Below are 23,648 nucleotides of genomic sequence, written 5' to 3'. Positions count from 1 at the left end.
CAATGTGTAGGGGCAAATGAGTAGAAATGATGCGTCTGGGCTAATAAAACCGGAGGCGGAATCGTTTATCCGACGAACGATGGCAATTCGATATAACGCGCGCGCATAACCATGAAATAATTATGACAAATGCGTCTTAGGCGCTCGTATAAACGAGCTACCTTATCCTCTCCCTTTTCCTACGCCTGCATCACTGGAGCTTTCATGAACACCGCCGCATTGCGCGAGCAGATTTCCCGTGCCCATCAACACGAAGCCAGCACGGGCCAGCTTGCCCAGCAACTGGAAAAACAATTGCCGCACCTGCATTCGGCCATCGCCCTGGCTGACGGTGATCGCAACATTGTCATGACCCGCTTTGTCAGCGCCTACATCGACCTCGTCCCGGATTTGCTGGACGCCGCCAACGACGTGGCCCGCGAGGCCGGTATCGAGAGCCAGATCAAGCCGGTGCTGAAGATCGCCGAGCATTTCTTTCTGCAACCGCCCGCGATCCTGGCCGGCCACGAAGGCCTCGACAGCCTGCTGGACGAGGCCTACCTGGCGCATCGGTTGGTTGAAGAGGTGAACGATCTGTATATCAAGCACTTTGGCCAGCCGTTGATTCCGGCCGACACTACCGTGGCCAATGTCATCGCCCACCAGCTGATCGGCGAGACCTTCGCCAACCAACTGGATGAAGCGGTGCATCACGCGGTGGATGAAATGCTCAACGAAGACAGCTTTGCGCTGGAGTCGGTGGAGGTTTATCGCGAGACACTCAAGAGCCCGAATACGGAAGCGGCGTGGAAGCGCTGGCCGTGCCTGTCGCGGCAGCTGGGGGTTGAGCTGGCGTTGGATCAGCCGGCTTAATTTCCTGGGTCGCAAACGATCAAATGTGGGAGCCGGGTTTGCCCGGCTCCCACAAGGTTGCTTGGTGGTTAGGCTGGCGCGGAACCTATCCCCGTCGTCATCCTGACCCGACCTTCCAGCCTTCGCTTCAACCCACGCGCCTCGATCACCAGCGTCGAGCCCTTGGCCGCATTGGCTCGCCCCCATTCCTCCAGCAACTCCAGGCAGGAATGGTCGATGTAACTCAGGTTGCTCAACGGCACATGCAAGGTCGTCCCTGCCGGCACCGCCGACAGCACCTGGGTCAGCGCCGGCACTTTCAGGAAAGTAGCCGCGCCCGTCAGACGCAGCTCCATTTCACCCTCCTGGGGCAAATCAATCAGGCTCACTTTCAGGCGTGACGCCTTGAACGCCAACTTGACCAACGTCAACCCGAAGCCCACCAGCACACCGGTCAGCAGGTCGGTAAAGATGATCGCCAACGCCGTGGCCGCGTAGGTAAACATCGGCATCCGCCCATAACGTCCCAGTGCCTTGAACGCCTTGATGTCCACCAACTTGATCCCGGTGTACACCAACACACCCGCCAGGCTCGCCACCGGAATACTTTGCAGCACACTCGACAGCAACAGCACGAACGCCAGCAGCCACAGGCCGTGGAACATAGCCGACAGACGGGTGGTCGCACCGGCCTGCACGTTAGCCGAGCTGCGCACAATCACACCGGTCATCGGCAAGGCACCGACCAGACCACAGAGCATGTTGCCTACACCTTGGGCAGATAATTCCTTGTCAAAATCAGAACGCTGACCACTGTGCATACGATCGACCGCCGCAGCGGAAAGCAGGGTTTCGGCGCTCGCAATAAACGCCACGGCAAAGGCGGCGATCAGCAGTTGCGGATCGGCCAGGTTCAGCAAGTCACTGGGGCGCAGCCAGTCAATCGCATCCGCGAGGTTTTCCGGGACTTCCACGCGCTTGACCTGCAGCGCCAGCACCAGGCTGACCACGGTAGTCAGGCCCACCCCCAACAAGGCCCCCGGCACAAAGCGCAGGCGTTGCGGGCGTAATTTATCCCAGGCGTACATCACCAGCATCGTCGACAAGCCGAGCAATCCCGCCTGCCACCCCAGGCCACCGCCCAGGGCTGGGATCGCCTCGGCCAACGCCGCCGGGAACCCCGCCAGGTTATCCAGCCCGGAAGGCTTGGGCGCGCCGTCGAGCATCACGTGAATCTGGGATAGCACAATCAACACGCCAATCCCCGCCAGCATGCCGTACACCACCGCCGGCGCTGTGACGCGGAACCAGCAACCCAGGCGCAACCGCCCGGCCACCAATTGCAGGAAGCCCGCCAGCAACAGGATCGGCCCCAGCATCAGCATGCCGTGCTGGCGCACCAGCTCGAACACCAACACCGCCAGGCCCGCCGCCGGACCACTGACCTGCAGCGGCGATCCCGCCAACCAACCCACCACCAGGCCACCGATAATCCCGGCGATCAGACCTTTTGCCGGCGGCATGCCAGAGGCAATCGCGATCCCCATGCACAGGGGCAGGGCGACCAGAAACACAACCACGGAAGCCAGCAGCTCCCGTGGCAGTACAGCTTTCAATTGAGCAGCACGCATGATGACTCTCCCGAGGCATTCGCCGGGCGCGGCAAAGCCTGGCTGCGTCCATGGCAGCCACCGCTTTACCCGGCAGGGAAGTGTTTTAGAAGCGCGCTTTAGGCGTCGCGGAAGGAATCGGCCCGTCGCCGCTCAGCGATCGGAACGCTGACTGGTCCGCATCGTAGGCCCGGATTTCACTGGTCTCGATGTTGTAGATCCAGCCATGGATAAACAGCTGACCATTGGCCATGCGCGAAGCCACGGAAGGGTGGGTGCGCAAGTGTTGCAACTGGGCGATGACGTTTTCTTCAGTCAGCACTTTCATGCTCTCGCCTTCATTGGCACAGTCGCAGTTGTCCTCGACCATGGACCTTGCGACCTCGGCGTGCCGCAGCCAGGCCCTGACTGTTGGCATCTTCTCCAGGCTGGCGGGGTTGAGTACCGCACGCATGGCGCCGCAATCGGAGTGCCCGCAGACAATGATGTGCTGCACGCCCAAGGCCAGCACCGCGTACTCGATAGCCGTGGACACACCACCGTTCATCTGGCCGTAAGGCGGCACTACGTTACCGACGTTACGCGTCACGAACAGGTCGCCAGGCGAACTTTGTGTGATCAACTCAGGCACGATGCGCGAGTCGGCACAGGTAATGAACATCGCACGCGGGCTTTGGGCCGTGGCGAGTTTCTTGAAGAGTTCTTCCTGCTGGGGGAAGACGTCGTGATGGAAATGCAAAAAGCCGTCAACGATATGCTGCAACGCTGCATCGGCGGTTTCAGCCACCGGAGAGGCAGAAGCCGACGCAGCCAACGGCTGTTTATCCTTGTCACTCATGATTCATCCTCTTGATTAATGCAGGGGAGTGTTCAAATCAGTTCGACGCCGGGCCAGGCGAACAGTTGCAAACGCCTCAAACCCGGGCCGCCGACTTATCAGTCACTCGCTGAACAAGGTACCCGCCGAAACTTAACTCAAACTGAATGAACCGCTCTAGATCGCGGGTTTCAGTGATATCAAAACGCGACTATTCTTACAGGAAGGGTGCATTCCTCCTCTTAAGTCTACAACAAAGCCATCTGCCTGCCCGGTGGACAGAACGCAGTGCAATCCAGATTGAAACCTTCTCGCTGATTAAGCCCCAGGCGCTTGATTGCCTTGCTGAAGCGCTGGGCCAGCAAATCGGCAAACGGCCCTTCACCGCGCATGCGTACGCCGAAGCGACTGTCATACACCTCACCGCCACGCACCTGGCGCACCAAGCTCATCACATGGGCCGCGCGCTGCGGGTAGTGCGCCGCCAGCCACTCCTCGAACAACGGTGCCACCTCCAACGGCAAGCGCAGCATCATGTACGCCGCGCTTTGCGCGCCCGCAGCATGGGCCTCGGTCAGCAGGCTCTCCAATTCGCTGTCGTTGATCATCGGAATCATCGGCGAACACAGCACGCCCACCGGAATCCCCGCCTCACGCATCACCCGAATCGCCCGCAACCGCGCCTTGGGTGCTGCCGTGCGTGGCTCCAGGATGCGCTTGAGTTCATCGTCCAGGCTGGTGAGGCTGATCATCACCGCCACCAATCGCCGGCGCGCCAACTCGGTGAGCAGGTCCAGGTCTCGCAGAATCAGCGAGCCCTTGGTGATGATGGTCACCGGGTGTCGATAGCGCAGCAGCACTTCGAGGGTTTGCCGGGTAATCCTGTACTCGCGCTCGACCGGCTGGTACGGGTCGGTATTGGAGCCCAGGTTGATCGGCGCGCACACATAGCCTGGCTTCGAAAGCTGCTGCTCCAACACGTCCGCGGCGTTGGTCTTGGCGATCAGTTTGGTTTCGAAATCCAACCCCGGCGACATGTCCCAATAGGCATGGCTGGGCCGTGCGTAGCAGTAGATACAGCCATGCTCGCAGCCACGATAAGGGTTGATGGAGCGATCGAACGGCAAGTCCGGCGAGTTGTTACGGGTGATGATGCTCTTGGCCGTTTCGATACGCACTTCGGTGCCCTGGGTCGGTGGCACTTCCTGAAACCAGCCATCATCCTCGGCCACGCTCACCGTAGGCGCAAAGCGGTTATGCAGATTGGTGGCCGTGCCCCGGCCACGGGGCGGCAGCGGAGTAGACATGAAAGCGCCTCGATACTGTTTTTATATACAGTATCGAGGCGCGATGGTTCTGACCAGTGCCGTTTGGCGGTCAGGCAAGCCTCATTGCTTCTGCGTCACTTGCCCCAGGTCATCGCCGGAGGTGGTGCGCATATCGTTGTGGCGCAGGTCCTTCACATCGCTGGCCTTCACCGGCGCGCCCTGATTGCCCCAACTGCCACGTATGAAGCTGACCACATCCGCCACTTCCTGATCCGACAGCCGCCAGGCGAACGCCGGCATGGTGAAGGTCGACGGTGCCGCGTGGGTCGCCGGCAAAGTGCCGCCGTTCAACACGATGTTGATCAACGACGTGGCATCCGCCGTTTGCAACACTGGGTTGCCCGCCAGCGCCGGAAACACCCGCGTGTAGCCATGGCCGTCGGTACGGTGGCAAGCCGCGCAGTTGTCGATGTACACCGAGGCGCCGCGCTGGCTGTCATCGCCTTTCCATAACGCCTCGGCCGCTTGCTTGTCGTACTGATGCGGCTGATCCTTGGGATCCACCGCCGGCAGGCTCTTGAGGTAACGGGCGATAGCGGTCAGGTCATTTTCCGACATGTACTGCATGCTGTGGACGACAACGTCGCTCATGCCACCAAACACCGCGCTGCGGTCACTGCGGCCGGTTTTGAGGAACTGCACCAGTTGTTCCTCGCTCCAGCTGCCGAGGCCATCCTTGTGGTCACCGCGCAGGCTCTTGGCGATCCAACCTTCCAGCGGCGCGCTGCCGGACAAGAAGGCGTTTCCGTCAGTGGCACTCAGGGCTTTTTCCTGCATGGTCAACGCCCGCGGCGTGTGGCACGCACCGCAATGGCCAAGGCCTTCCACCAGGTAGGCGCCTCGGCTGATGACCGGGTCGGCGGCTTGGGCCTGATGCTCCTCGACAGAAGGCGCAAACATCCAGCGCCATGCCGCCAACGGCCAGCGCATGCTCAAAGGCCACGGAATGTCGCTGTCCTTGTTCTCCTGGGCGACGGGCTCGACACCTTTCATGAAGTACGCATACAACGCCTGCATATCGCTGTCGCTGACGCGTGCGTAAGACGGGTAGGGCATCGCCGGGTAAAGCGTACTGCCGCTCTTGGCGACGCCATGGCGCACGGCCTTGTCGAAGTCCTCGAAGCTGTAGTCGCCCAGACCGGTCTTGTCCGGGGTGATGTTGGTGGAATAGATCACGCCAATCGGGGTTTCCATTGGCAGGCCGCCGGCAAAGGGTTTACCACCTTTGGCCGTGTGGCAAGCCACGCAGTCACCCGCGCGGGCCAGGTATTCACCTTGCTTGATCAAGTCCGTTTCAGCGGCGCTGACAGAGCAGCTGCTGAAAAGCGCGAAGGTCGCGATAACAAGTGCTTTCATGGTCATCGCTCCTTATGCCTGAACCAGTGGGCCGGGGTTTTTCAGATACTGCTCACGGATTGCCCGCGCCGACCAGTAGGTCAACGCTGCCACCAAGCCTGTAGGGTTGTAGCCCAAACCTTGTGGGAAAGCGGATGCGCCTGGGACAAACACGTTGTGCACATCCCAGCACTGCAGGTAGCGATTCAACGCACTGGTTTTCGGGTCGGCGCCCATGATCGCGCCACCGTTCAAGTGGGTGGTCTGGTACGACGCCGTGTTGAAATGCTCGCCGACTTTTTTGCCGAGCACAGCAATGGCCTTGGGGTTCATCGCCTCAGCGACCTTGCCCATTTTCTCGACCATGAAGCGGTTCATCTTGATGTCGTTTTCCTGCCAATCAAACGTCATCCGCAGCAAGGGCTGGCCGTAGGCATCGCGGTACACCGGGTCCAGATCCAGGTAGTTACCCCGGTAGGACTGATGGGCACCGTGGGCATCCATCGACACCTGGTGGGTGTAGTAATCGGCGGTGGCACGCTTCCAGGCACTGCCCCAGGCCGGAGTGCCCGGCGGGTTTGACGTACCGGCAATCGGTCGGCTGCCAGCCTGGTTTACCCACATCGGCGAACCGCCCACAAAACCATGAGGCCCGTGGTCGAAATTGTCGGCGTTGAAGTCATCAATGGCCACGCCGTTGCCACCCGCACCGATGAAGTTGTTGGTGTGAGTGTCTTTGTCGAAGAACGCCTTGATGGTCGCCATGTTCTGGTAGGCGAAGTTTCTGCCCACCACGCCCTCGTTGGTTATCGGGTCGTAGGGCTTGCCAATGCCGGAGAGCAGCATCAAACGCACGTTATGGAACTGGAACGCGCCGAGGATCACCAAGTCCGCCGGTTGCTCGCACTCCCGGCCCTGGGCGTCGATGTAAGTCACGCCAGTGGCCTTGCTCTTGGTGCTGTCGAGGTTGACCTTGAGCACGTGGGAGTTGGGCCGCAGTTCAAAGTTCGGCACCTGGCGCAGCGCTGGCAGGATGTTCACGTTCGGCGAGGCTTTGGAATACATGTAGCACACGTAGCCGCTGCAAAAACCGCAGAAGTTGCAAGGGCCCATCTGGGCGCCATAGGGGTTGGTGTAAGGCCCCGAGGTGTTGGCAGACGGCAGGTTGTAGGGTTTGTAACCCACTTCACTAGCCGCTTTCTGAAACAGCTGTGCGGAGACGGTGTTTTTCTGCGACTCCAACGGGAACGGGTTGGAACGGTCGGGCGCATACGGGTTGCCGCCACGGCCTTCGCCGACCAGTTGGCCTTTGACGGTCCAGGCTTGCCCAGAAGTGCCAAAGACTTTTTCCGCGTAGTCGAAGAACGGCTCCAGCTCTTCGTAGCTCACGCCGAAGTCCTGAATGGTCATGTCCTTGGGAATGAAGTGCTTGCCGTAGCGTTCCTCGTAGTGGCTGCGCATGCGCAACTCGATCGGGTCGACACGGAAATGCACGCCCGACCAGTGCAGACCCGCGCCGCCCACACCATTGCCCGGCAGGAACGCCCCCAACTGACGGTTGGGCAGGGCGACGTCATTCACGCTATGACGAATGGTCACCGTCTCCTTGGAGATATCCTGGAAGAGTTTCTTACGCACGCTGTAGGTCAATTCGTCGATGACCTGGGGATAGTTACCGTCCGGATAAGTGTCCTGCATCGGGCCGCGCTCTAGCGCTACCACGTTGAGGCCTGCTTCCGTCAGTTCCTTGGCCATGATCGCGCCGGTCCAGCCGAATCCTACGATTACTGCATCCACTTTCTTCATGATGGTCGCCACGTTTATGCCCTCTCGCCGCGGATGGAAACTGCCGGGAAGGGGTATTGCTCGTTGCGTTCAACCCAGTCCATGAAGTCGGCGCGGGCGCCGGGGAAGCCGATCATGGTCCAGCCAACCATGCCTTTGTTGCCGCCGTGGATCGGGTCGCAGAAGAAGCCTTCCTTGGTGTTTTGTAGCAACAAGTTGAAGAAGATCTTTGGCGGCACCGCATCAAAATGCGCCGTCACCTCACTACCGCCAGCCTCCAGACGCCGCAACATATCGTCTCGGGTAGCGCTGTCTTGCGCGGCAAAAACTTTGCCGTTGAACGCCTTCGACCATGCATCCGTCGCGGCAATGCCCAGGCGATAGATCTCTTTGGGCACCAGTTTGGACTGCCAGCCCATCTCCGACGGCGCGTCGGCGTTGAAAGGACCTTGCATGAACCACAGGGCACCGCTGGCGTACGGCGTGTTCATCTGGCGGTCGATATATTCCGGTGCACCGGCTTCCAGAGCACCTGGGCCTTGGGCATCAGCAGGGATTAATTGCGCGACGGCGGCGTTGATGAACGCCCATTCCTCGGCGGTGAAATAAGTTGGCTCGTAGGCCTTTTCGCTGGTTGTAGGCTTGGCTGGCGCGGCTTGCGCCGGCTCAGGCGTCGCCATCAGCATTGAGCCGCCAAGGCCGGTGCTGGCAACCGTGACCACCGGGATCAAGGTCAAGGATTTGCGCAAAAAGTCACGCCGCGGGTTGTCTTGATCTTGATCAGACATGGTGGCACCTCATCATGTGGTCACGGGTTTGTCAGCCGACTTCTAGCGAGCGGCTTGGTTTTTTCGGCAATCAATAGTTACAAATGATAGCAGGCTATGCATCGGAGGAATCGTTTCAGCGACTAAAGACTGATGATTCACGATTCTTTGACGCCCCCCTCACGCCTCATTGACCCCCCTTGGACCAACCTGAGCGGCATTCACCAATCTCCTGCCCGGTCATGTCATCCATGCTCAAGAATCAATGGCTGCCGGCCTTCGGCCTCGTGTTCATCGCGCTGTTCTCGAGCGCTTTCGCTCAAGCCGACGAGCCCATCTCCATCCGTTCCCCCGAGTGGGCACAACCGGTGGGAAGTCAATACAACCTTCACCAGATGACGCCCACGCTCTATCGCAGCGGGTTACCCGACAGCAACGCAGCGCCGCTGCTGGAAGAGCTCAAGATCGGCACCGTGATCAATTTCCTGCCGGAATCCGATGCTGACTGGCTCAAATCGCCCGATATCCGACAAGTACAGCTGACTTATCGCACCAACCATGTCGATGATTCCGACGTGCTGGCGGCGTTGAGAGCCATCCAGGAAGCCGAAACCAACGGCCCGGTGCTGATGCATTGCAAGCACGGCTCTGACCGTACCGGCCTGATGGCGGCGATGTATCGGGTGGTGATTCAGGGGTGGAGCAAGGAAGATGCGCTGAACGAGATGACCTTGGGCGGCTTCGGCACCAGTAACGGCTTCAAGGACGGCGTTCGCTACATGATGAGGGCCGATGTCGCCAAGTTACGCAAGGCGTTACTCAATGGAGAATGCAGCACCAGTGCCTTCGCCCTGTGTTCGATGAAGAGTTGGATGAACACTGCCAACACTGGCTCCTGAATTCAAACCACGTTACCGGGTGTAACGTCTAAAAATAAACGCACTGCTTCAACCAACGATCTAGAGTGACCGGGAGCAAGCACTAGCTCGCGAAACGCACGACCCGTCTGCGGGTTGAACACCCCCTCTTGCTCAAACCTTTTGAAGGCTGCACGTGCCAGCACTTCAGACCATTGGTAAGCATAAAACCCGCCCTCGTATCCCGACACCATATGGCTGAAGCCATTGACGTAACGCACAGCGTCCAGCGCTGGCAGGTGCCCGACCTCACGGTTGGCGCTTGCGAATACCTGCTCAATTGCGCGTCCGTCGCCGTGGGTGCGATGCACTTCAATATCAAACAGCGCCAGGGTCAGCGACTCTGCGCGCTCCCAAGACGTTTGAGTGTTGGCATACACCACTTGCTGTCGGGCCACGGCCTCAGGCAACTGCGCGCCGGTTTCGACATGGCCTGACAGCCAGACAAGACATTCAGGGGAATCACACCAGCGCTCGAAGAACTGGCCGCAGAACTCCGCACTGTCTATGCCCAGGTCATCAATGCCCATTTTGGTGCGATAACCCACGCCCATCAGCATCTGCTGCAAGCAATGGCCAAACTCATGGAACAGGATCTTGAGCTGCAGATGCGCAAGCAAGCAGGGCTCATCAGGGGTCACTTCAAACTGGCTGCAGAGCACAACCACCGGTTGCACTCTTTGCCCTTCAGCCGTGGTCCAGCGGTTTTTCAACGAAAACGCGTTGGGAAAATCATCGCTGTTTTGCAAAAACGGTACGAAATATATCTGCCCCAATACTTCGCCATAGGCCTGCACCTGCAAGAGTCGAACCCCGGGAGCCCAGGAGTCGAAGCCATCGAGCTCACTGATTTCGATGTCGAACAGGCGCTTTAGCAAAGCAAACAGGCGGATCAGGGTGGTATCCAGCGGGAAATAAGCGCGCAACGTCTCTTCAGCAACGCCGCTGGTCTGTTGCCGGATGATCTGCGCCAGATAGGCGTAATCCCAGGGCTGCAGATCGGTCAACCCAAGTTCACGGCCCAGCGTGGTGAGCTGACGTTTGTCATGCTCGAAGGCCGTACGTTGCGACGCAACTTGATCACGAATAAACGTCAGCACCTGATCTTCGGTATCCAATACCTGAAGCTCAAGCGCCAATCGAACGAAGTTGGCGTGGCCCAAAAGCTTGGCTTTTTGATGACGGCTGACCATTAGCATTTGCAGCAGCGGGCCATTGTCGAACTGCCCGGCATGCGGGCCGATATCGGACGCACGCGTGTTGTAGGCGATGAAAACCTCCTCTCGCAAAGCGCGATTTTGCGCGTACGCCATGAGGTCTCGGTAGGTCTCTTCATTCAGGGTAATCAGCCAACCTTCCAGGTTGGCGGCACGGGCCTTTTGCGCCATACGCGCCTTGAAGGTCGGCGTAAGCCCCTGCAGGTGTGATTCGTCGGTGATGTGTTTGCGCCAAGCGTTGTTTGCCTGTTCCAACCGGCTAATGAACAACTGCTGAAGCCCGGCAATTTCAAGGTTAAGCGTCACCAGCCTCTGCTGCGAGACAGGTTCCAATTCGATACCGGCCTGTTCAAACTTTTTCAGCGTACGCCTCAGCAAACTCTGACGGGACGCATCGAACAGTCCTGCCGCTGAACTGGCCGCCAACGCTTTGTAGCAGTCAAATAGCGCGCGGTTACTGGTTAGATCGCGCACGAACTCTCTGCCCCGGAACGTGGCTTGCGCGGTGGCTCGTTTCCATTTTTGTTCAGTGTTTACGCTGTCGAGTATGTAAATCACCGTTAACACCTCGTCGATCCGCGACGTCACCGCCTCTATGGCCAGCACCAGATCGTCCCAGTTCGGGCTGTGTCGCTGGCTGGCAATAATGCGGCCCACCTCGGTGCGACCGCGCAGCACGATCGCATCAACGGCAGGTACAAGATGTTCGGCACGAATGGCCGAGAAAGGCGGCAGGTGATAGTCCTGCAACAGGGGATTGGGGTCGTGCATTGGGCATCCTTGAAGACAACAAGTGGGAGTTGTCATCCTGGAATACAACGCAGGAGAGAAGGGTGTAGATGCTTAACGCTCCTCGCCCCAAAACTTTGGTTTCAGGGCGAGAAACATCAAATGGGTCAGTCTTTTTTCAACTTCGGATTCGGAAAGAACTGCACCGCCTGCACCTTGGGGTCCGCCGGCGCTTTCAACGCAGACGTATTCACCCGCGTGCCCAATTCCTTGGGCACCGACAACCCCTGGTCATTCAGCGTGTCGGTATAACCGCAGGCCACGCACTCGCGATGGGGCACGTTGTCTTCGGTCCACATCTTCAACTTGTCCGGCTCGCTGCACGCCGGACAGACCGCCCCGGCGATAAATTGCTTTTTGGTGATCACAGGCCCTTCACTCATGCTGCCGCGTCCTCACTCAGGCCGCTGTGACGCAAGAGTGCGTCAATCGACGGCGCACGTCCGCGGAAGTCGACGAACAGCACCATCGGTTCCTGGGAACCGCCACGCGCCAGGATCGCCTCGCGGAAGGCGCGGCCGGTCTCAGCGTTGAGCACGCCCTCTTCTTCAAACTTAGAGAAGGCATCCGCAGACAGCACTTCAGCCCACTTGTAGCTGTAGTAACCCGCCGCGTATCCGCCAGCGAAGATGTGCGCGAAGCTATTGGGGAAACGGTTGTAGGCCGGCGGACGCATCACCGACACCTCATCGCGCACGCCTTCCAGCACCTGCGCCACGCTGCGGCCATCACCGTGGGTGGCGTGCAGTTCGAAGTCGAACAGCGAGAACTCCAGCTGACGCACCATCATCAGGCCGGACTGGAAGTTCTTAGCCGCGAGCATTTTTTCCAGCAGGTCCTGAGGCAGCGCTTCGCCGGTTTCGTAGTGACCAGAGATCAGCGCCAGGCCTTCCGGCTCCCAGCACCAGTTCTCCATGAACTGGCTCGGCAATTCCACCGCATCCCAGGCCACGCCGTTGATGCCGGACACACCCGCGTGTTCAACGCGGGTCAGCAGGTGATGCAGGCCGTGGCCAAACTCGTGGAACAGGGTGGTCACTTCATCGTGGGTCAGCAGGGCAGGCTTGCCGCTGTCTGCCGGGGTGAAGTTGCACACCAGGTTGGCCACCGGGCTTTGCAGCACGCCGTCGATTTTGCGGCGACGGTCGCGCGCGCCGTCCATCCACGCGCCGCCACGCTTGTTGGCGCGGGCGTACAGGTCGAAGAAGAAGCGGCCCACGTGCTGGCCGTTTTCCTTGATTTCAAACAGGCGGACATCCGGGTGCCAGGTGTCGAAGCCCTTTTGCTCGGCGATTTCGATGCCATACAGGCGCTGCACGATGGCAAACAGGCCGCCCAGCACCTTGTCGATCGGGAAATAGGCGCGCAGGGCTTCCTGGGACACGCTGTAGCGTTGCTCACGGAGTTTTTCGCCGTAGAAACCGCTGTCCCAGCTTTGCAGCTCGGCGCAGCCTTGTTCGGCGGCGTAGGCCTTGAGCTGTTGCAGGTCTTGGGCGGCAAACGGCTTGCTGCGCTTGGCCAGGTCGCGCAGGAAGCTCAGCACCTGATCGCTGGACTCGGCCATTTTGGTGGCCAGGCTCAGTTCGGAGAACGACGCATAACCCAGCAGCTTGGCCAGCTCCTGACGCAGGTCGAGGATCTGCTCCATCACCGGGCCGTTATCGTTCTGACCGGCATTCGGGCCTTGGTCCGACGCACGGGTGCAGTAGGCCGCGTAGACTTCTTCACGCAGGGCGCGGTCCTGGGCGTAGGTCATCACCGCGTAGTAGCTTGGGAATTCCAGGGTGATCAACCAGCCGTCGAGGCTTTTGGCCTGGGCGGCGGCAGCCATTTGCGCCTTGGCCGAATCGGTCAGGCCGGCGAGGGTGGCTTCGTCGGTGACGTGTTTGGTCCAGGCCTGGGTGGCGTCCAGCAATTGGTTGGAAAACTTGCTGCCCAGCTCGGACAGTTTGCTCTGCACTTCGGCGTAGCGTTTTTGCTGCTCCGGTGGCAGATCGATACCCGACAGACGGAAGTCACGCAGGGAGTGTTCCAGGATGGTTTTTTGCGCCACGTCGAAACCGGCGGCTTCCGGGCTGTTGGCCAGGGCTTCGAAGGCCTGGAACAGCTCGCGGTTCTGGCCCATCTCGGTGGAGTAGGCGCTCAACGCCGGCAGGCAACTTTCGTAGGCTTCGCGCAGTTCAGCGCTGTTGCACACGGCGTTGAGGTGGCTGACCGGGCTCCAGGCGGCGCCCAGGCGGTCATTCAGTTCATCCATGGCCAGGACCAGGCCGGCCCACGTCGGATTTTTCCCCTGGCTTTGCAGGATGCCTTCGATGGCGACACGGTTGTCGGCGAGGATCTGTTCGATGGCCGGCTGGACGTGCTCGGCACGGATCGCCGAGAACGGCGGCAGGTCGTAGGACTGCAGAAGAGGGTTGTTCGCGCTCACGGTTGGCACCTTGGCTGAAGAAACATGTAAGAACAAAGATGGGGCCATCTTAATTACAATCAACGTCCACCGCAGCTATCAGCAGAAGAGAGAGAGGCTATCGTGACCCTTCGCACCTATCAGAACCACACGCCAGCCTTGGGCGCCGGGGCTTTTGTCGATATTTCGGCGGTGGTGATCGGCGATGTCGAAATCGGCGCCGACAGCTCGGTCTGGCCGCTGACCGTGATCCGTGGCGACATGCACCGCATCCGCATCGGTGCGCGCACCAGCGTGCAGGATGGCTGCGTGCTGCACATCACCCACGCGGGTCCGTTCAATCCGGATGGCTTCCCACTGCTGATCGGCGACGATGTGACCATCGCCCACAAAGTCATGCTGCATGGCTGCACCGTTGGCAACCGCATCCTGATCGGCATGGGCAGCATCGTGATGGACGGCGCCGTGGTGGAAGACGACGTGATCATCGGCGCTGGCAGCCTGGTGCCGCCAGGCAAGAAACTCGAAAGCGGCTTCTTGTACGTGGGCAGCCCGGTTAAACAAATCCGCCCGCTGACTGACAAGGAGCGCGCCTTTTTCACCTACAGCGCCGCGAACTACGTGAAGCTCAAAGACCTGCACCTGGCTGAAGGATTCGATCAATGAACTACCAAACCGTGCTGTTCGACCTGGACGGCACCCTCACAGACCCGCGCGAAGGCATCACCCGCTCGATCCAGTACGCCCTCGGCAAACTCGGCATTGATGAGCCAGACCTGACCAAGCTGGAACACTTCATCGGCCCACCCTTGCTGCAAGCGTTCATGCAGTTCTACGGCTTTGATGAAGCCAAGGCCTGGGAAGCGGTGAATTTCTATCGCGAGCGCTTCAAGGTCACCGGCCTGTATGAAAACCGTGTGTTCGACGGCGTGATGCCGCTGTTGGAAGACCTGAGCGGCCAAGGTCGCCAGCTGTACGTGGCGACGTCCAAGCCGTGGGTATTTGCCCGCGAGATCGCTCGGCATTTCGATTTCGCGAAGCACTTCAAGGTGATCTACGGCAGCGAATTGGATGGCACACGCACCAATAAGGTCGAGCTGATTGCCCATTTGATCAACGAAGAGCATCTGGACCCAGCCACCACCCTGATGATTGGTGACCGCAAGCATGACCTGATCGGCGCACGCAGCAACGGGTTGGATTCGGCAGCGGTGGGGTATGGCTTTGGCAGTTTTGAAGAGCTGAATGCCGAGGCGCCGACTTGGCATTTTGAGACGTTGGCGCAGATGCACCAGGCATTTTTGCAGCGGCCTTAAAATAGCTATCGCAGGCAAGCCAGCTCCCACAGTTGAAAGCGTTCTCATGTTGAAAATCGGTCAACTGTGGGAGCTGGCTTGCCTGCGATGAGGCCCTAAAGGCCACCACCTTGCAAGTGCCTCAACGCCGCTTTGCGCTGCGCCACCGGCATCCCGCCCATCTTTTCCACCGCCTTATAAAACCTCACCCAATCCCCACCCTCCTGCGCAAACAACGCCGCAAACGCCGGCACCCACTGGTCGTACAGCCCAAATGGCAACAGCCGCGCATTGTTCATGGGCTGGTTGATCCAGGCGTCATAACGTTTATCGCCGCCCCATTGGCTGTCGCGCAGTTGCCGGTAATCGCTGCGCAAACGCTCGAACTCAGCCACCTTGGCCTGACGCATTGCATCAGCGGCCAACGGTTGGGCATAGAGCTTTTCCAAACGTTGCCGGGTATCGAGAACCAACTGGATAAACTGATCACGCTGCTTGGATGTGGACAAGCTATCAGGCGCCAACCCCCGCGCAGCGCGCCATTGGCGTGTACCTTCCTGCTCGACGAAATTGGCAAACGACTCGTTGAACTCGGTGTCGTCCTTCACATAGAAACGCTGGTGCGCCAGCTCATGGAAGATCAGCGTGGCCAGGCGTTCATCGCCCCAGTTCATCATCGAGTTCATGATCGGGTCATTGAACCAGCCTAAGGTCGAGTAAGCCTCTACGCCACCGATCGACACGTCCATGCCACGCTGCTTCAACAACGCCGCCTCACCACGCGCCGCACCTTGGTTGTAATAACCGCGATAGGCCACACAACCGGCAATGGGGAAGCAATGGGTTTCAGGGGACAGGGAAAATTCCTGCGTGGCGAAGACATTCCAGACCACATAGGGCCGACCGATATCGGCGTACAACCTGTAGCTCTGGTTGTCCGGCAGGTGCAAATGCTCACTGGCGAACGTGCGCGCTTTTTGTGATTGCACCAAGTGTTCGCGCAACAGCGGTGGGCGGGAAGGGTCGGCAATGACCTGCGCCACCGGCTCTCGGGCCCGCAACAATTGCCATTGGCCGCTGGCCAACTGGCTGTAATAACTGACACTGGAGCAGCCGCTGAGCAGCACAACCATCAACCCTGGAAGAAAACGCCTGACCATGCCGCGACCGCTCCTGGGTAATTTGCTCGCCAGACTATCGCGCCTGTGCGGAATTTTTCCATGGCTCGACGTGTTTATACTCATAGGAAGTCTGCCGCCGTCGCAGCAGGCTCAATTCTTTCTTCCCGTTGAGTGCCTGCCATGCGCCAGCTCTTGTTACCCGTCGCTGCTTTGTTCCTCAGCGCCTGCACGACAACACCCGTGCCACCGATGGATCCGCAACAGGCGTGGGTCGATTTCACTACGCCGACGCCGGGCTCCAAGCTGGTCATGGCGCAGCGCCTGGACGGCAAGAACCTGGATGACGGACGTTTCTTCCAATTCCCGCCCGGCCATCACGAATTGATGGTGCGCTTCGACTTTGAAGTCCCGGCCGGCGGCGGTTTGGGTGGGCTCAGCCAGATGATGTATCGCACCTGCTTCATGACCCTGGAATATGACCACTTCCAGGCCGGCCAGCGTTATGTGCTGGAAGGGCGCTCGCTGGCCTTCACGCCGAATATCCGGTTGTATGATTCGGCGCGTCAGTTGCTCGCGGAGGAACGCAGCGTCAACTGCATCTGATCAGTCGTTGTTTTTCTGGTAGATGATGCGCTTGGTGCCGTTTTCGCACGAACCGACAATCATTGCACTGTCGTGATTCTTGGCTTCTTCGGCGGTGATGATTTCCAGGGTGTACGAAGGAATCGCCTTGGCCTGGATCTTCACTTCAATCTCTTTCCTGAGCTCTTCACAATCTTTTGGCGCGGCCACGGCCGAAGTGGCCAATACACCGCAAATGATCGCCAAGGCAAAACGTTTCATGTGTGAAGCTCCCTGAATGCATCGCGCACGGGTGTGCGCCTAGGCTGCATGGTAATAGGACCACACTTACAAAACACGAGTTCTGATTTGAAGCAGATGTTTTAGCCACCCTAAAAACCACTGTAGGAGCTGGCTTGCCAGCGATGACGACCTCAAAAACCATGTAAATCTGAGGGCCTCATCGCCGGCAAGCCGGCTCCTACCGGTTTAGCGGTGTCAATTTACGAGCGTGCCATCCAGGGTGATAGTCGCATTCAGCACCTTGGACACCGGGCACCCTTCCTTGGCCTTTTTGCTCAATTCATCGAACTGCGCCTGGCTCGCGCCCGGAATCTTGGCCTTGAGGATCAGGTGCACGGCGGTGATCGCAAAACCACCGTCGACCTGGTCCAGGGTCACTTCGGCCTGGGTGTCGATGCTGTCAGCCTTGAGCCCGGCATCGCCGAGAATCATGGAGAAGGCCATGGAGAAACAGCCGGCGTGGGCCGCACCGATCAGTTCTTCCGGGTTGGTGCCCTTGCCACCCTCGAAACGCGCCTTGAAGCCGTAGGGCGCTTCACGTAGCACGCCGGTTTCCGTGGAAATGGAACCCAGGCCAGTCTTCAGGTCACCTTCCCAATGCGCGGATGCTTTTTTCACGATACTCATAGCGGTCTCCTCGAACGGTGGTTTTGCGTCAGTAAGGGTTCTGAGAGTAGTCGGACTGGCAAAGTTCATCCTGTCGGAGAAACCTAGCAATACAGTAGGAATTTTCCTGGCGCGCTATTGAATCTCGGGTATATGCCCTTATTGCATAGGTATGCACATGAAGCGGCAGGTTTTGGTTCGTCTAAAAAGCCTGCGGCCCCCTTGGAGAAGCAGGCTTATGAAATCGCTGTCCGACGTAAAATTTTCAACCCTCGACCTAGTGCCCGTGCGCGCCAATGGCAGCCCGGCGCAGTCGCTGCGCAATTCCCTGGACCTGGCCCAGCACGTGGAAAAGTTCGGTTACAACCGTTTCTGGGTGGCCGAGCACCACAATATGGACGGTATCGCCAGCTCTGCGACTTCGGTGTTGCTGGGCTACCTGGCGGGTGGTACCTCGACCATTCGCGTCGGCTCCGGTGGTGTGATGCTGCCCAACCATGCGCCGCTGGTGATTGCCGAACAGTTCGGCACCCTGGAGAGCCTCTACCCCGGCCGTATCGACCTGGGGCTGGGCCGCGCACCTGGCTCCGACCAAATGACCGCCCGCGCCCTGCGACGTGAGCGCTCCGGCAGCGCGGATGAATTCCCGGAAGACGTGGCCGAGCTGATGGCCTACCTAGGCCCACGCACCCCCGACCAACGGATCATCGCCGTGCCTGGCACGGGCACCAATGTGCCGGTGTGGCTGCTCGGTTCAAGCTTGTTCAGCGCACAGCTGGCAGGTGAACGCGGTTTGCCCTACGCCTTCGCCTCGCATTTCGCACCCCGCCTGATGCATGAAGCGATTCGCGTGTACCGCAATCACTTCAAACCTTCAGCCGTGCTGGATAAACCCTACGTGATGCTCGGCATTCCCTTGGTGGCGGCGGATACCGACGAGCAGGCTGATTACTTGGCAACTTCGGTCTACCAGCGCATCCTCGCCCTCATGCGCGGGCAAAGCCTAGTGCAGCGCCCGCCGGTAAAAACCATGGACGGCCTGTGGCTGCCCCATGAAAAGGATGCGGTCGGCAGTTTCCTTGGCCTGGCCATGGTAGGCAGCCCGGCGAAGATCCGCGCCAAACTGGAAGTGCTGATCGAGCAGACCGGCGCCGACGAGTTGATCTTTACCTGCGACCTGTACGAACACGCCGACCGGATTCATTCCTACGAACTGCTGGCGCAGGTGATGAAGGGCTAAAACCTTCAGACATAAAAAACCGACGCAGCGCGTCGGTTTTTTATGTCTGCAACACGGGGTTAACCGCGCTTGTAGGCAATTTCCTTGGTGCCACCCTCGCAGGTGCCGACCACAGTGTGATCGCTCGGCGTAGCGCCTTTATCCACCACTTCCAGCGAATAACCCGAAGCGCCCTTGGCGTCGATTTTCGCTGCAATTTCGCTTTTCAGCTCTTCACAAGGCTTGCCCGCCGCCAGGGCTGTGCCGGCAATGCTCAACAAACCTACCGCTAACAGGAACTTCTTCATCCGTTACTTTCCTTGCGCTGATCTAAAAGAGCGTGCCGACGCTTGTGGCATCGGCACCCATTGGTTGTAGCGCAGGTTATGGCAATCGGCCAGTCAGCAAGTTCAACCGACGCGATCAACTACTGGCAATTCGGAACCCCACCTTTAGGGTGACCTGAAAGTGCGCAGCCTTGCCGTCCTTGATGTGACCACGGGTCTCAGTCACCTCGAACCATTCCAGATGCTTGATGCTTTTATTGGCCTCGGCCAGCGCATTGTTGATGGCGTCTTCAATGCTGGAGGTGGACGAGCCCACCAGTTCGACTTTCTTGTAAGTGTGATGATCACTCATGGCAGTTCTCCTAAGGGTCGTTAAACAAGCGTAGCAGTCAATGTTCGTACTGCTTCTGGCGACTGTTCGTACCCGAAAGTTCAGATTTACTGCACTTTCTGAAACGGCCGTAGTCGGTATCTACACACGCCACTCAATCACTTCAGGAGAGTCCACATGGCCAACACTTCTTTACGCAAAGCGTCGCTGGAAAGCATGGAAGCCGAGATTTCGAGCCTGCTCAAGTCTTTGGAAAGTCTCAAGGACGATGCATCCGACGAGTCGCGCAAAACCTTGAAGGCCCTGAAAAGCAATGCCGAGAATGCCCTCAAGCATTCCCGCCACCTGATCAGCGACGCCTACGAAGAAAGCAAAGTCAAAATCCGCGAAACCGGTGTTGCAACCCGGGACTACGCACAAGAGCACCCATGGACCACAGCCGGCGTTGCCGTCGGTGCGCTGGGCCTGCTCGCGGCTTACCTGCTGTGCAAACGCGGCGATTAAAGCGGTTCGCGCAGTAGCTCTGCCTTGAGCCACTGCGCCAGTTGCCCGGCGCGCCCGTCTGCGGCGCGCTTTGGCAGCCACAGCGCCAGGTGCGCCGGGGTTTCGCTGAATCCCCACGGCGCCACCAGGCGACCCGCGCGTAGGTCTTCAGCCACCAGGGGCTGAGGCGCGATCGCCACGCCCAACCCTGCCACTGCCGCCTCCAGTAAATAATACAAATGCTCAAACCCTTGGCCGTGTTTCAACGCGCCGGGCTCGATGCCGTGCTGCGCCGCCCAACTGGGCCAAGCTTGCGGGCGTGATGTGGTGTGCAACAGCTTTTCATCACACAAGGCCTCGGCGGGCGCCTCGCGCAAGCGTTCATAGCCGGCAAAGCGCGGGCTCATCACCGGGCCGATGCGTTCACTGGCCAGCTCATACACCTGCATATCCGCCGGCCATGGCGGTTCAGCGAACACCAACAGCGCATCCAGGCCTGGGCGGCGCGGGTCCAGATCCCCATCGCCCGCCGACAGGTGCAAGCGCAGGTCCGGTAAGTCGGCGTTCAAGCGGCCCAGGCGCGGGATCAACCAGCGCGCCAGCAGGCTGCCCGAACAGCCGAGTACAAAAGGCGCATCGGCGCTGGCCTGGGTCAGCTCGGCACACACATCCCTCAGGCGCTCGAATGCCTCCGCGCTGGCATCCCGTAGCCGGACGCCTGCATCTGTGAGTTTAAGGCCGCGACCTTCCTTGACGAACAAGCTGATACCCAAATGCTCCTCCAGCACCTTCAACTGCCGGCTGACGGCACCGTGGGTCACATGCAATTGCTCGGCTGCCTGACTGACGCTGTTCAATCGCGCAGTCGCTTCAAAGGCACGCAGGGCATTGAGGGGCGGAAGGTCTCGGCTCATCTGTGAGTTTTCCTGACAGGTTGCGGCGATCTTATCGGTTTTCAGCATGGAACGTCAGGGGTAGAGTGACCCTCATTGCTTCCCACACCCCTTCTTTCCTGGAGCGTCCCATGACTCAGTCCCAGACCGATCTACGCAACGGCCCAGACGCCAACGGCCTGTTTGGCGCGTTCGGCGGCCGTTACGTCGCTGAAACCCTGATGCCGTTGATCCTCGACCTGGCCCGCGAATACGAAGCGGCCAAGATCGATCCGGCTTTCAACGAAGAACTGGCCTACTTCCAGCGCGACTACGTCGGACGCCCAAGCCCGCTGTACTTCGCCGAGCGCCTGACCGAATTCTGCGGCGGCGCCAAGATCTACCTCAAGCGCGAAGAGCTGAACCACACCGGCGCGCACAAGATCAACAACTGCATCGGCCAGATCCTGCTGGCCCGGCGCATGGGTAAAAAACGCATCATCGCCGAGACCGGCGCCGGCATGCACGGCGTGGCCACTGCCACCGTGGCTGCGCGCTTCGGCCTGCAATGCGTGATCTACATGGGCACCACTGACATCGAGCGCCAGCAAGCCAACGTGTTCCGCATGAAGCTGCTGGGCGCGGAAGTGATCCCGGTGGTTGCCGGCACCGGCACCCTGAAAGACGCGATGAACGAAGCACTGCGTGACTGGGTGACCAACGTCGACAGCACCTTCTACCTGATCGGCACCGTGGCCGGCCCGCACCCGTACCCTGCAATGGTGCGCGACTTCCAGGCCGTGATCGGCAAGGAAACCCGCGACCAGTTGCAAGCCCAGGAAGGCCGCCTGCCGGACAGCCTGGTGGCGTGCATCGGCGGTGGCTCCAACGCCATGGGCCTGTTCCACCCGTTCCTGGACGACACCAGCGTCGAGATCATCGGCGTTGAAGCGGCCGGCCACGGCATCGAGACCGGCAAGCACGCCGCCAGCCTCAACGGTGGCGTACCCGGCGTACTGCACGGCAACCGTACGTTCCTGCTGCAGGATGACGACGGCCAGATCATCGACGCCCACTCGATCTCCGCAGGCCTGGATTACCCTGGCATCGGCCCGGAACACGCCTGGTTGCACGACATCGGTCGCGTCCAGTACACCTCGGTGACCGACGACGAAGCCCTCGACGCCTTCCACAAATGCTGCCGCCTGGAAGGCATCATTCCTGCCCTGGAAAGCGCCCACGCCCTGGCCGAAGTGTTCAAACGCGCACCGACCCTGCCGAAGGATCACCTGATGGTGGTCAACCTGTCCGGCCGTGGCGACAAAGACATGCAGACCGTGATGCACCATATGGAAACCGCCAAGCAGGAGAAACACTGATGAGCCGCCTGCAAACCCGCTTCGCACAGCTTAAAGAACAAAACCGCGCCGCCCTGGTGACCTTCGTCACGGCCGGCGACCCTGGCTATGACACCTCGCTGGCGATCCTCAAAGGCTTGCCGGCCGCCGGCGCCGACGTGATCGAGTTGGGCATGCCGTTCACCGATCCGATGGCCGACGGCCCGGCGATCCAGCTGGCCAACATTCGCGCGCTGGAAGCCAAGCAGAATCTGCTGAAAACCCTGCAGATGGTCCGCGAGTTCCGCCAGGACAACAACGACACGCCGCTGGTGTTGATGGGCTACTTCAACCCGATCCACAAATACGGCGTGCCGCAGTTTATCGCCGACGCCAAGGAAGCCGGCGTGGACGGCCTGATCGTGGTCGACATGCCGCCCGAGCATAACGGCGAACTGTGCGACCCGGCCCAAGCGGCTGGCATCGACTTTATCCGCCTGACCACGCCGACCACTGACGATGTGCGCTTGCCGACAGTTCTGAATGGCAGCTCCGGTTTTGTGTACTACGTGTCAGTAGCCGGTGTGACCGGTGCTGGCGCTGCGACCTTGGAGCACGTCGAAGAAGCCGTGACCCGCCTGCGTCGCCATACCGACCTGCCGATCAGCATCGGTTTTGGTATCCGCACCCCGGAACAAGCGGCGGCCATCGCCCGCCTGGCTGACGGTGTCGTCGTAGGTTCAGCACTGATCGACCATATCGCCAATGCCAAGAATGACCAGCAAGCCATCGACGGCGTGTTGAGCCTGTGTGCGGCATTGTCGGAAGGCGTTCGTAACGCGCGTAAGTAAGGGCCCCGTAAGCAGTAGGTAAAGTTCCTGATACAGAGGAATCAACCCGCCCGGGCACGGCCTAAACAGCAAGACCAAGGGATTTCGAACCTCGTTCGAAATCCCTTTTTTGCTTGTGTGCCCTGAGGAATACCCGATGAAAATGCCTAAATCCGTGATTGCCGGCCTTGGCGTGCTGGTGCTTGGCGCCAGCGCCCTGGTGCAGGCCGCGCCTTATGACCAAGGCGGCCCTGATCGTGGCGGCCCGCAGGGCCAGCACGAACAACGTGGCGACGATCATCGCGGCCCGCAGGACAACCGTCGCGGCGGCCCACCCCAGGACTTCGGCCCGGTCCGACAGATCATCCATGACAACCACGGCCAGTTTTCACGTGGCGCGCCACCGCCACCCAACGTACGGCTGGTGCGCGGCCAGCCGATGCCCCGTGGTTACTATGGCGAACGCCTCGACAACCGCGCCCTCGCACGCCTGCCGGTGTACCCAGGTTATGAGTGGCGCCGTTCGGGGCCGGATGTGGTGTTGATCGCCGTGGGTACGGGCATCGTCTATGAGATCCTCGACGGCGTCCTCAACTG

Annotated in this window: 25 protein-coding genes; 10 read left to right on the top strand and 15 right to left on the bottom strand. The window is 59.8% G+C overall.

The window, feature by feature from the left end:
- The first annotated feature begins 204 nt into the window (after positions 1-204).
- The gene (locus tag WH299_RS27595; protein WP_122730091.1) at positions 205-852 is read left to right on the top strand and encodes a hypothetical protein; all 648 of its coding nucleotides are present in this window, start codon (positions 205-207) and stop codon (positions 850-852) included.
- Positions 853-920: 68 nt separating this feature from the next.
- Here the strand turns inward: WH299_RS27595 and WH299_RS27590 are convergent, their stop codons facing one another.
- The 6 genes from WH299_RS27590 to WH299_RS27565 form a co-directional block, all read right to left on the bottom strand.
- A complete protein-coding gene (locus tag WH299_RS27590) occupies positions 921-2,462 on the bottom strand; it encodes a SulP family inorganic anion transporter (RefSeq protein ID WP_339551873.1) in 1,542 nt (513 codons plus the stop codon).
- An 85-nt stretch (positions 2,463-2,547) separates the two neighbouring features.
- Positions 2,548-3,279, bottom strand: coding sequence for a carbonic anhydrase (locus tag WH299_RS27585; RefSeq protein ID WP_095014125.1), 732 nt, complete (start codon positions 3,277-3,279; stop codon positions 2,548-2,550).
- A 227-nt stretch (positions 3,280-3,506) separates the two neighbouring features.
- Positions 3,507-4,565 (bottom strand): PA0069 family radical SAM protein, encoded by a 1,059-nt coding sequence (locus tag WH299_RS27580; RefSeq protein WP_158628940.1) that lies wholly within the window; start codon positions 4,563-4,565, stop codon positions 3,507-3,509.
- An 81-nt stretch (positions 4,566-4,646) separates the two neighbouring features.
- Positions 4,647-5,942, bottom strand: a complete 1,296-nt coding sequence (locus tag WH299_RS27575) for a cytochrome c (protein ID WP_123478368.1) — start codon at positions 5,940-5,942, stop codon at positions 4,647-4,649.
- Positions 5,943-5,954: 12 nt separating this feature from the next.
- Positions 5,955-7,739 carry a GMC family oxidoreductase gene (locus WH299_RS27570; RefSeq protein WP_126569393.1) on the bottom strand — a complete coding sequence of 595 codons (1,785 nt, stop codon included), beginning with the start codon at positions 7,737-7,739 and terminating at the stop codon, positions 5,955-5,957.
- Positions 7,740-7,741: 2 nt separating this feature from the next.
- The gene (locus WH299_RS27565) at positions 7,742-8,494 is read right to left on the bottom strand and encodes a gluconate 2-dehydrogenase subunit 3 family protein (protein WP_028618626.1); all 753 of its coding nucleotides are present in this window, start codon (positions 8,492-8,494) and stop codon (positions 7,742-7,744) included.
- Between the two features lie 230 nt (positions 8,495-8,724).
- On the opposite strand from WH299_RS27565, the gene WH299_RS27560 reads away from it, so the two are divergent.
- Entirely contained in the window at positions 8,725-9,372 is a 648-nt protein-coding gene (locus tag WH299_RS27560) for a phosphatase domain-containing protein (protein ID WP_122730081.1), read from the top strand.
- Positions 9,373-9,374: 2 nt separating this feature from the next.
- On the opposite strand, the gene WH299_RS27555 is transcribed toward WH299_RS27560, so the two are convergent.
- From WH299_RS27555 to prlC, 3 genes are all read right to left on the bottom strand, one after another.
- Entirely contained in the window at positions 9,375-11,378 is a 2,004-nt protein-coding gene (locus WH299_RS27555; protein ID WP_339551867.1) for a M3 family metallopeptidase, read from the bottom strand.
- Between the two features lie 125 nt (positions 11,379-11,503).
- A complete protein-coding gene (locus WH299_RS27550) occupies positions 11,504-11,779 on the bottom strand; it encodes a YheV family putative zinc ribbon protein (RefSeq protein WP_010207776.1) in 276 nt (91 codons plus the stop codon).
- On the bottom strand, positions 11,776-13,875 hold the full coding sequence (gene prlC / locus WH299_RS27545) for an oligopeptidase A (protein ID WP_177409564.1): 2,100 nt from the start codon (positions 13,873-13,875) through the stop codon (positions 11,776-11,778). The genes WH299_RS27550 and prlC overlap by 4 nt, the downstream gene beginning before the upstream one ends.
- Positions 13,876-13,929: 54 nt before the next feature.
- On the opposite strand from prlC, the gene WH299_RS27540 reads away from it, so the two are divergent.
- Together WH299_RS27540 and WH299_RS27535 are read left to right on the top strand one after the other, a co-directional pair.
- On the top strand, positions 13,930-14,472 hold the full coding sequence (locus tag WH299_RS27540) for a gamma carbonic anhydrase family protein (protein ID WP_122730075.1): 543 nt from the start codon (positions 13,930-13,932) through the stop codon (positions 14,470-14,472).
- The gene (locus WH299_RS27535; RefSeq protein ID WP_122730074.1) at positions 14,469-15,122 is read left to right on the top strand and encodes an HAD hydrolase-like protein; all 654 of its coding nucleotides are present in this window, start codon (positions 14,469-14,471) and stop codon (positions 15,120-15,122) included. The genes WH299_RS27540 and WH299_RS27535 overlap by 4 nt, the downstream gene beginning before the upstream one ends.
- 95 nt (positions 15,123-15,217) lie before the next feature.
- On the opposite strand, the gene WH299_RS27530 is transcribed toward WH299_RS27535, so the two are convergent.
- The gene (locus tag WH299_RS27530) at positions 15,218-16,261 is read right to left on the bottom strand and encodes an aminopeptidase (RefSeq protein WP_122730072.1); all 1,044 of its coding nucleotides are present in this window, start codon (positions 16,259-16,261) and stop codon (positions 15,218-15,220) included.
- 141 nt (positions 16,262-16,402) lie between these two features.
- On the opposite strand from WH299_RS27530, the gene WH299_RS27525 reads away from it, so the two are divergent.
- Positions 16,403-16,825, top strand: a complete 423-nt coding sequence (locus tag WH299_RS27525; protein WP_028618621.1) for a PA0061/PA0062 family lipoprotein — start codon at positions 16,403-16,405, stop codon at positions 16,823-16,825.
- Here WH299_RS27525 and WH299_RS27520 read toward each other — a convergent pair whose 3' ends face one another.
- Entirely contained in the window at positions 16,826-17,065 is a 240-nt protein-coding gene (locus WH299_RS27520; RefSeq protein ID WP_016969660.1) for a DUF1161 domain-containing protein, read from the bottom strand.
- A 216-nt stretch (positions 17,066-17,281) separates the two neighbouring features.
- Complete coding sequence (locus WH299_RS27515; protein ID WP_003170750.1) at positions 17,282-17,713, bottom strand: OsmC family protein; 432 nt, start codon at positions 17,711-17,713, stop codon at positions 17,282-17,284.
- Positions 17,714-17,930: 217 nt separating this feature from the next.
- On the opposite strand from WH299_RS27515, the gene WH299_RS27510 reads away from it, so the two are divergent.
- Positions 17,931-18,932 (top strand): LLM class flavin-dependent oxidoreductase, encoded by a 1,002-nt coding sequence (locus tag WH299_RS27510; RefSeq protein WP_028618620.1) that lies wholly within the window; start codon positions 17,931-17,933, stop codon positions 18,930-18,932.
- A gap of 59 nt (positions 18,933-18,991) precedes the next feature.
- Here WH299_RS27510 and WH299_RS27505 read toward each other — a convergent pair whose 3' ends face one another.
- Both WH299_RS27505 and WH299_RS27500 read right to left on the bottom strand, forming a co-directional pair.
- Positions 18,992-19,219, bottom strand: coding sequence for a DUF1161 domain-containing protein (locus WH299_RS27505; RefSeq protein ID WP_122730070.1), 228 nt, complete (start codon positions 19,217-19,219; stop codon positions 18,992-18,994).
- 115 nt (positions 19,220-19,334) lie between these two features.
- Entirely contained in the window at positions 19,335-19,550 is a 216-nt protein-coding gene (locus WH299_RS27500) for a dodecin (RefSeq protein ID WP_007953919.1), read from the bottom strand.
- Between the two features lie 156 nt (positions 19,551-19,706).
- On the opposite strand from WH299_RS27500, the gene WH299_RS27495 reads away from it, so the two are divergent.
- Positions 19,707-20,033 (top strand): DUF883 family protein, encoded by a 327-nt coding sequence (locus WH299_RS27495; RefSeq protein WP_003170746.1) that lies wholly within the window; start codon positions 19,707-19,709, stop codon positions 20,031-20,033.
- Here the strand turns inward: WH299_RS27495 and WH299_RS27490 are convergent.
- A complete protein-coding gene (locus tag WH299_RS27490; RefSeq protein WP_323623003.1) occupies positions 20,030-20,926 on the bottom strand; it encodes a LysR family transcriptional regulator in 897 nt (298 codons plus the stop codon). The two genes, WH299_RS27495 and WH299_RS27490, sit on opposite strands and share 4 nt — an antisense overlap.
- A gap of 110 nt (positions 20,927-21,036) precedes the next feature.
- Between WH299_RS27490 and trpB the strand changes: the two genes are divergently transcribed.
- The 3 genes from trpB to WH299_RS27475 form a co-directional block, all read left to right on the top strand.
- Positions 21,037-22,263 (top strand): tryptophan synthase subunit beta, encoded by a 1,227-nt coding sequence (trpB, locus tag WH299_RS27485; protein ID WP_068937326.1) that lies wholly within the window; start codon positions 21,037-21,039, stop codon positions 22,261-22,263.
- Positions 22,263-23,072, top strand: a complete 810-nt coding sequence (gene trpA / locus WH299_RS27480; RefSeq protein ID WP_028618616.1) for a tryptophan synthase subunit alpha — start codon at positions 22,263-22,265, stop codon at positions 23,070-23,072. The genes trpB and trpA overlap by 1 nt, the downstream gene beginning before the upstream one ends.
- Positions 23,073-23,208: 136 nt before the next feature.
- A partial coding sequence (locus WH299_RS27475; RefSeq protein WP_078046221.1) for an anti-virulence regulator CigR family protein occupies positions 23,209-23,648 on the top strand: 440 nt, incomplete at its 3' end.

This window comes from Pseudomonas sp. MYb541 (genome assembly GCF_037479595.1).
In the GTDB taxonomy this organism is placed as follows: domain Bacteria; phylum Pseudomonadota; class Gammaproteobacteria; order Pseudomonadales; family Pseudomonadaceae; genus Aquipseudomonas; species Aquipseudomonas canadensis.
Note: the sequence above shows the minus strand (reverse complement) of the source record. Positions and strands in the feature narration are given on the sequence as shown.

Bases quoted from the DNA above. Each gene is read 5' to 3' on its own strand.
- WH299_RS27595 (WP_122730091.1), top strand. From the start codon at position 205: ATGAACACCGCCGCATTGCGCGAGCAGATTTCCCGTGCCCATCAACAC.
- WH299_RS27590 (WP_339551873.1), bottom strand. From the start codon at position 2,462: ATGCGTGCTGCTCAATTGAAAGCTGTACTGCCACGGGAGCTGCTGGCT.
- WH299_RS27585 (WP_095014125.1), bottom strand. From the start codon at position 3,279: ATGAGTGACAAGGATAAACAGCCGTTGGCTGCGTCGGCTTCTGCCTCT.
- WH299_RS27580 (WP_158628940.1), bottom strand. From the start codon at position 4,565: ATGTCTACTCCGCTGCCGCCCCGTGGCCGGGGCACGGCCACCAATCTG.
- WH299_RS27575 (WP_123478368.1), bottom strand. From the start codon at position 5,942: ATGAAAGCACTTGTTATCGCGACCTTCGCGCTTTTCAGCAGCTGCTCT.
- WH299_RS27565 (WP_028618626.1), bottom strand. From the start codon at position 8,494: ATGTCTGATCAAGATCAAGACAACCCGCGGCGTGACTTTTTGCGCAAA.
- WH299_RS27560 (WP_122730081.1), top strand. From the start codon at position 8,725: ATGCTCAAGAATCAATGGCTGCCGGCCTTCGGCCTCGTGTTCATCGCG.
- WH299_RS27555 (WP_339551867.1), bottom strand. From the start codon at position 11,378: ATGCACGACCCCAATCCCCTGTTGCAGGACTATCACCTGCCGCCTTTC.
- WH299_RS27550 (WP_010207776.1), bottom strand. From the start codon at position 11,779: ATGAGTGAAGGGCCTGTGATCACCAAAAAGCAATTTATCGCCGGGGCG.
- prlC (WP_177409564.1), bottom strand. From the start codon at position 13,875: ATGGCCCCATCTTTGTTCTTACATGTTTCTTCAGCCAAGGTGCCAACC.
- WH299_RS27535 (WP_122730074.1), top strand. From the start codon at position 14,469: ATGAACTACCAAACCGTGCTGTTCGACCTGGACGGCACCCTCACAGAC.
- WH299_RS27530 (WP_122730072.1), bottom strand. From the start codon at position 16,261: ATGGTCAGGCGTTTTCTTCCAGGGTTGATGGTTGTGCTGCTCAGCGGC.
- WH299_RS27525 (WP_028618621.1), top strand. From the start codon at position 16,403: ATGCGCCAGCTCTTGTTACCCGTCGCTGCTTTGTTCCTCAGCGCCTGC.
- WH299_RS27520 (WP_016969660.1), bottom strand. From the start codon at position 17,065: ATGAAACGTTTTGCCTTGGCGATCATTTGCGGTGTATTGGCCACTTCG.
- WH299_RS27515 (WP_003170750.1), bottom strand. From the start codon at position 17,713: ATGAGTATCGTGAAAAAAGCATCCGCGCATTGGGAAGGTGACCTGAAG.
- WH299_RS27510 (WP_028618620.1), top strand. From the start codon at position 17,931: ATGAAATCGCTGTCCGACGTAAAATTTTCAACCCTCGACCTAGTGCCC.
- WH299_RS27505 (WP_122730070.1), bottom strand. From the start codon at position 19,219: ATGAAGAAGTTCCTGTTAGCGGTAGGTTTGTTGAGCATTGCCGGCACA.
- WH299_RS27500 (WP_007953919.1), bottom strand. From the start codon at position 19,550: ATGAGTGATCATCACACTTACAAGAAAGTCGAACTGGTGGGCTCGTCC.
- WH299_RS27495 (WP_003170746.1), top strand. From the start codon at position 19,707: ATGGCCAACACTTCTTTACGCAAAGCGTCGCTGGAAAGCATGGAAGCC.
- WH299_RS27490 (WP_323623003.1), bottom strand. From the start codon at position 20,926: ATGAGCCGAGACCTTCCGCCCCTCAATGCCCTGCGTGCCTTTGAAGCG.
- trpB (WP_068937326.1), top strand. From the start codon at position 21,037: ATGACTCAGTCCCAGACCGATCTACGCAACGGCCCAGACGCCAACGGC.
- trpA (WP_028618616.1), top strand. From the start codon at position 22,263: ATGAGCCGCCTGCAAACCCGCTTCGCACAGCTTAAAGAACAAAACCGC.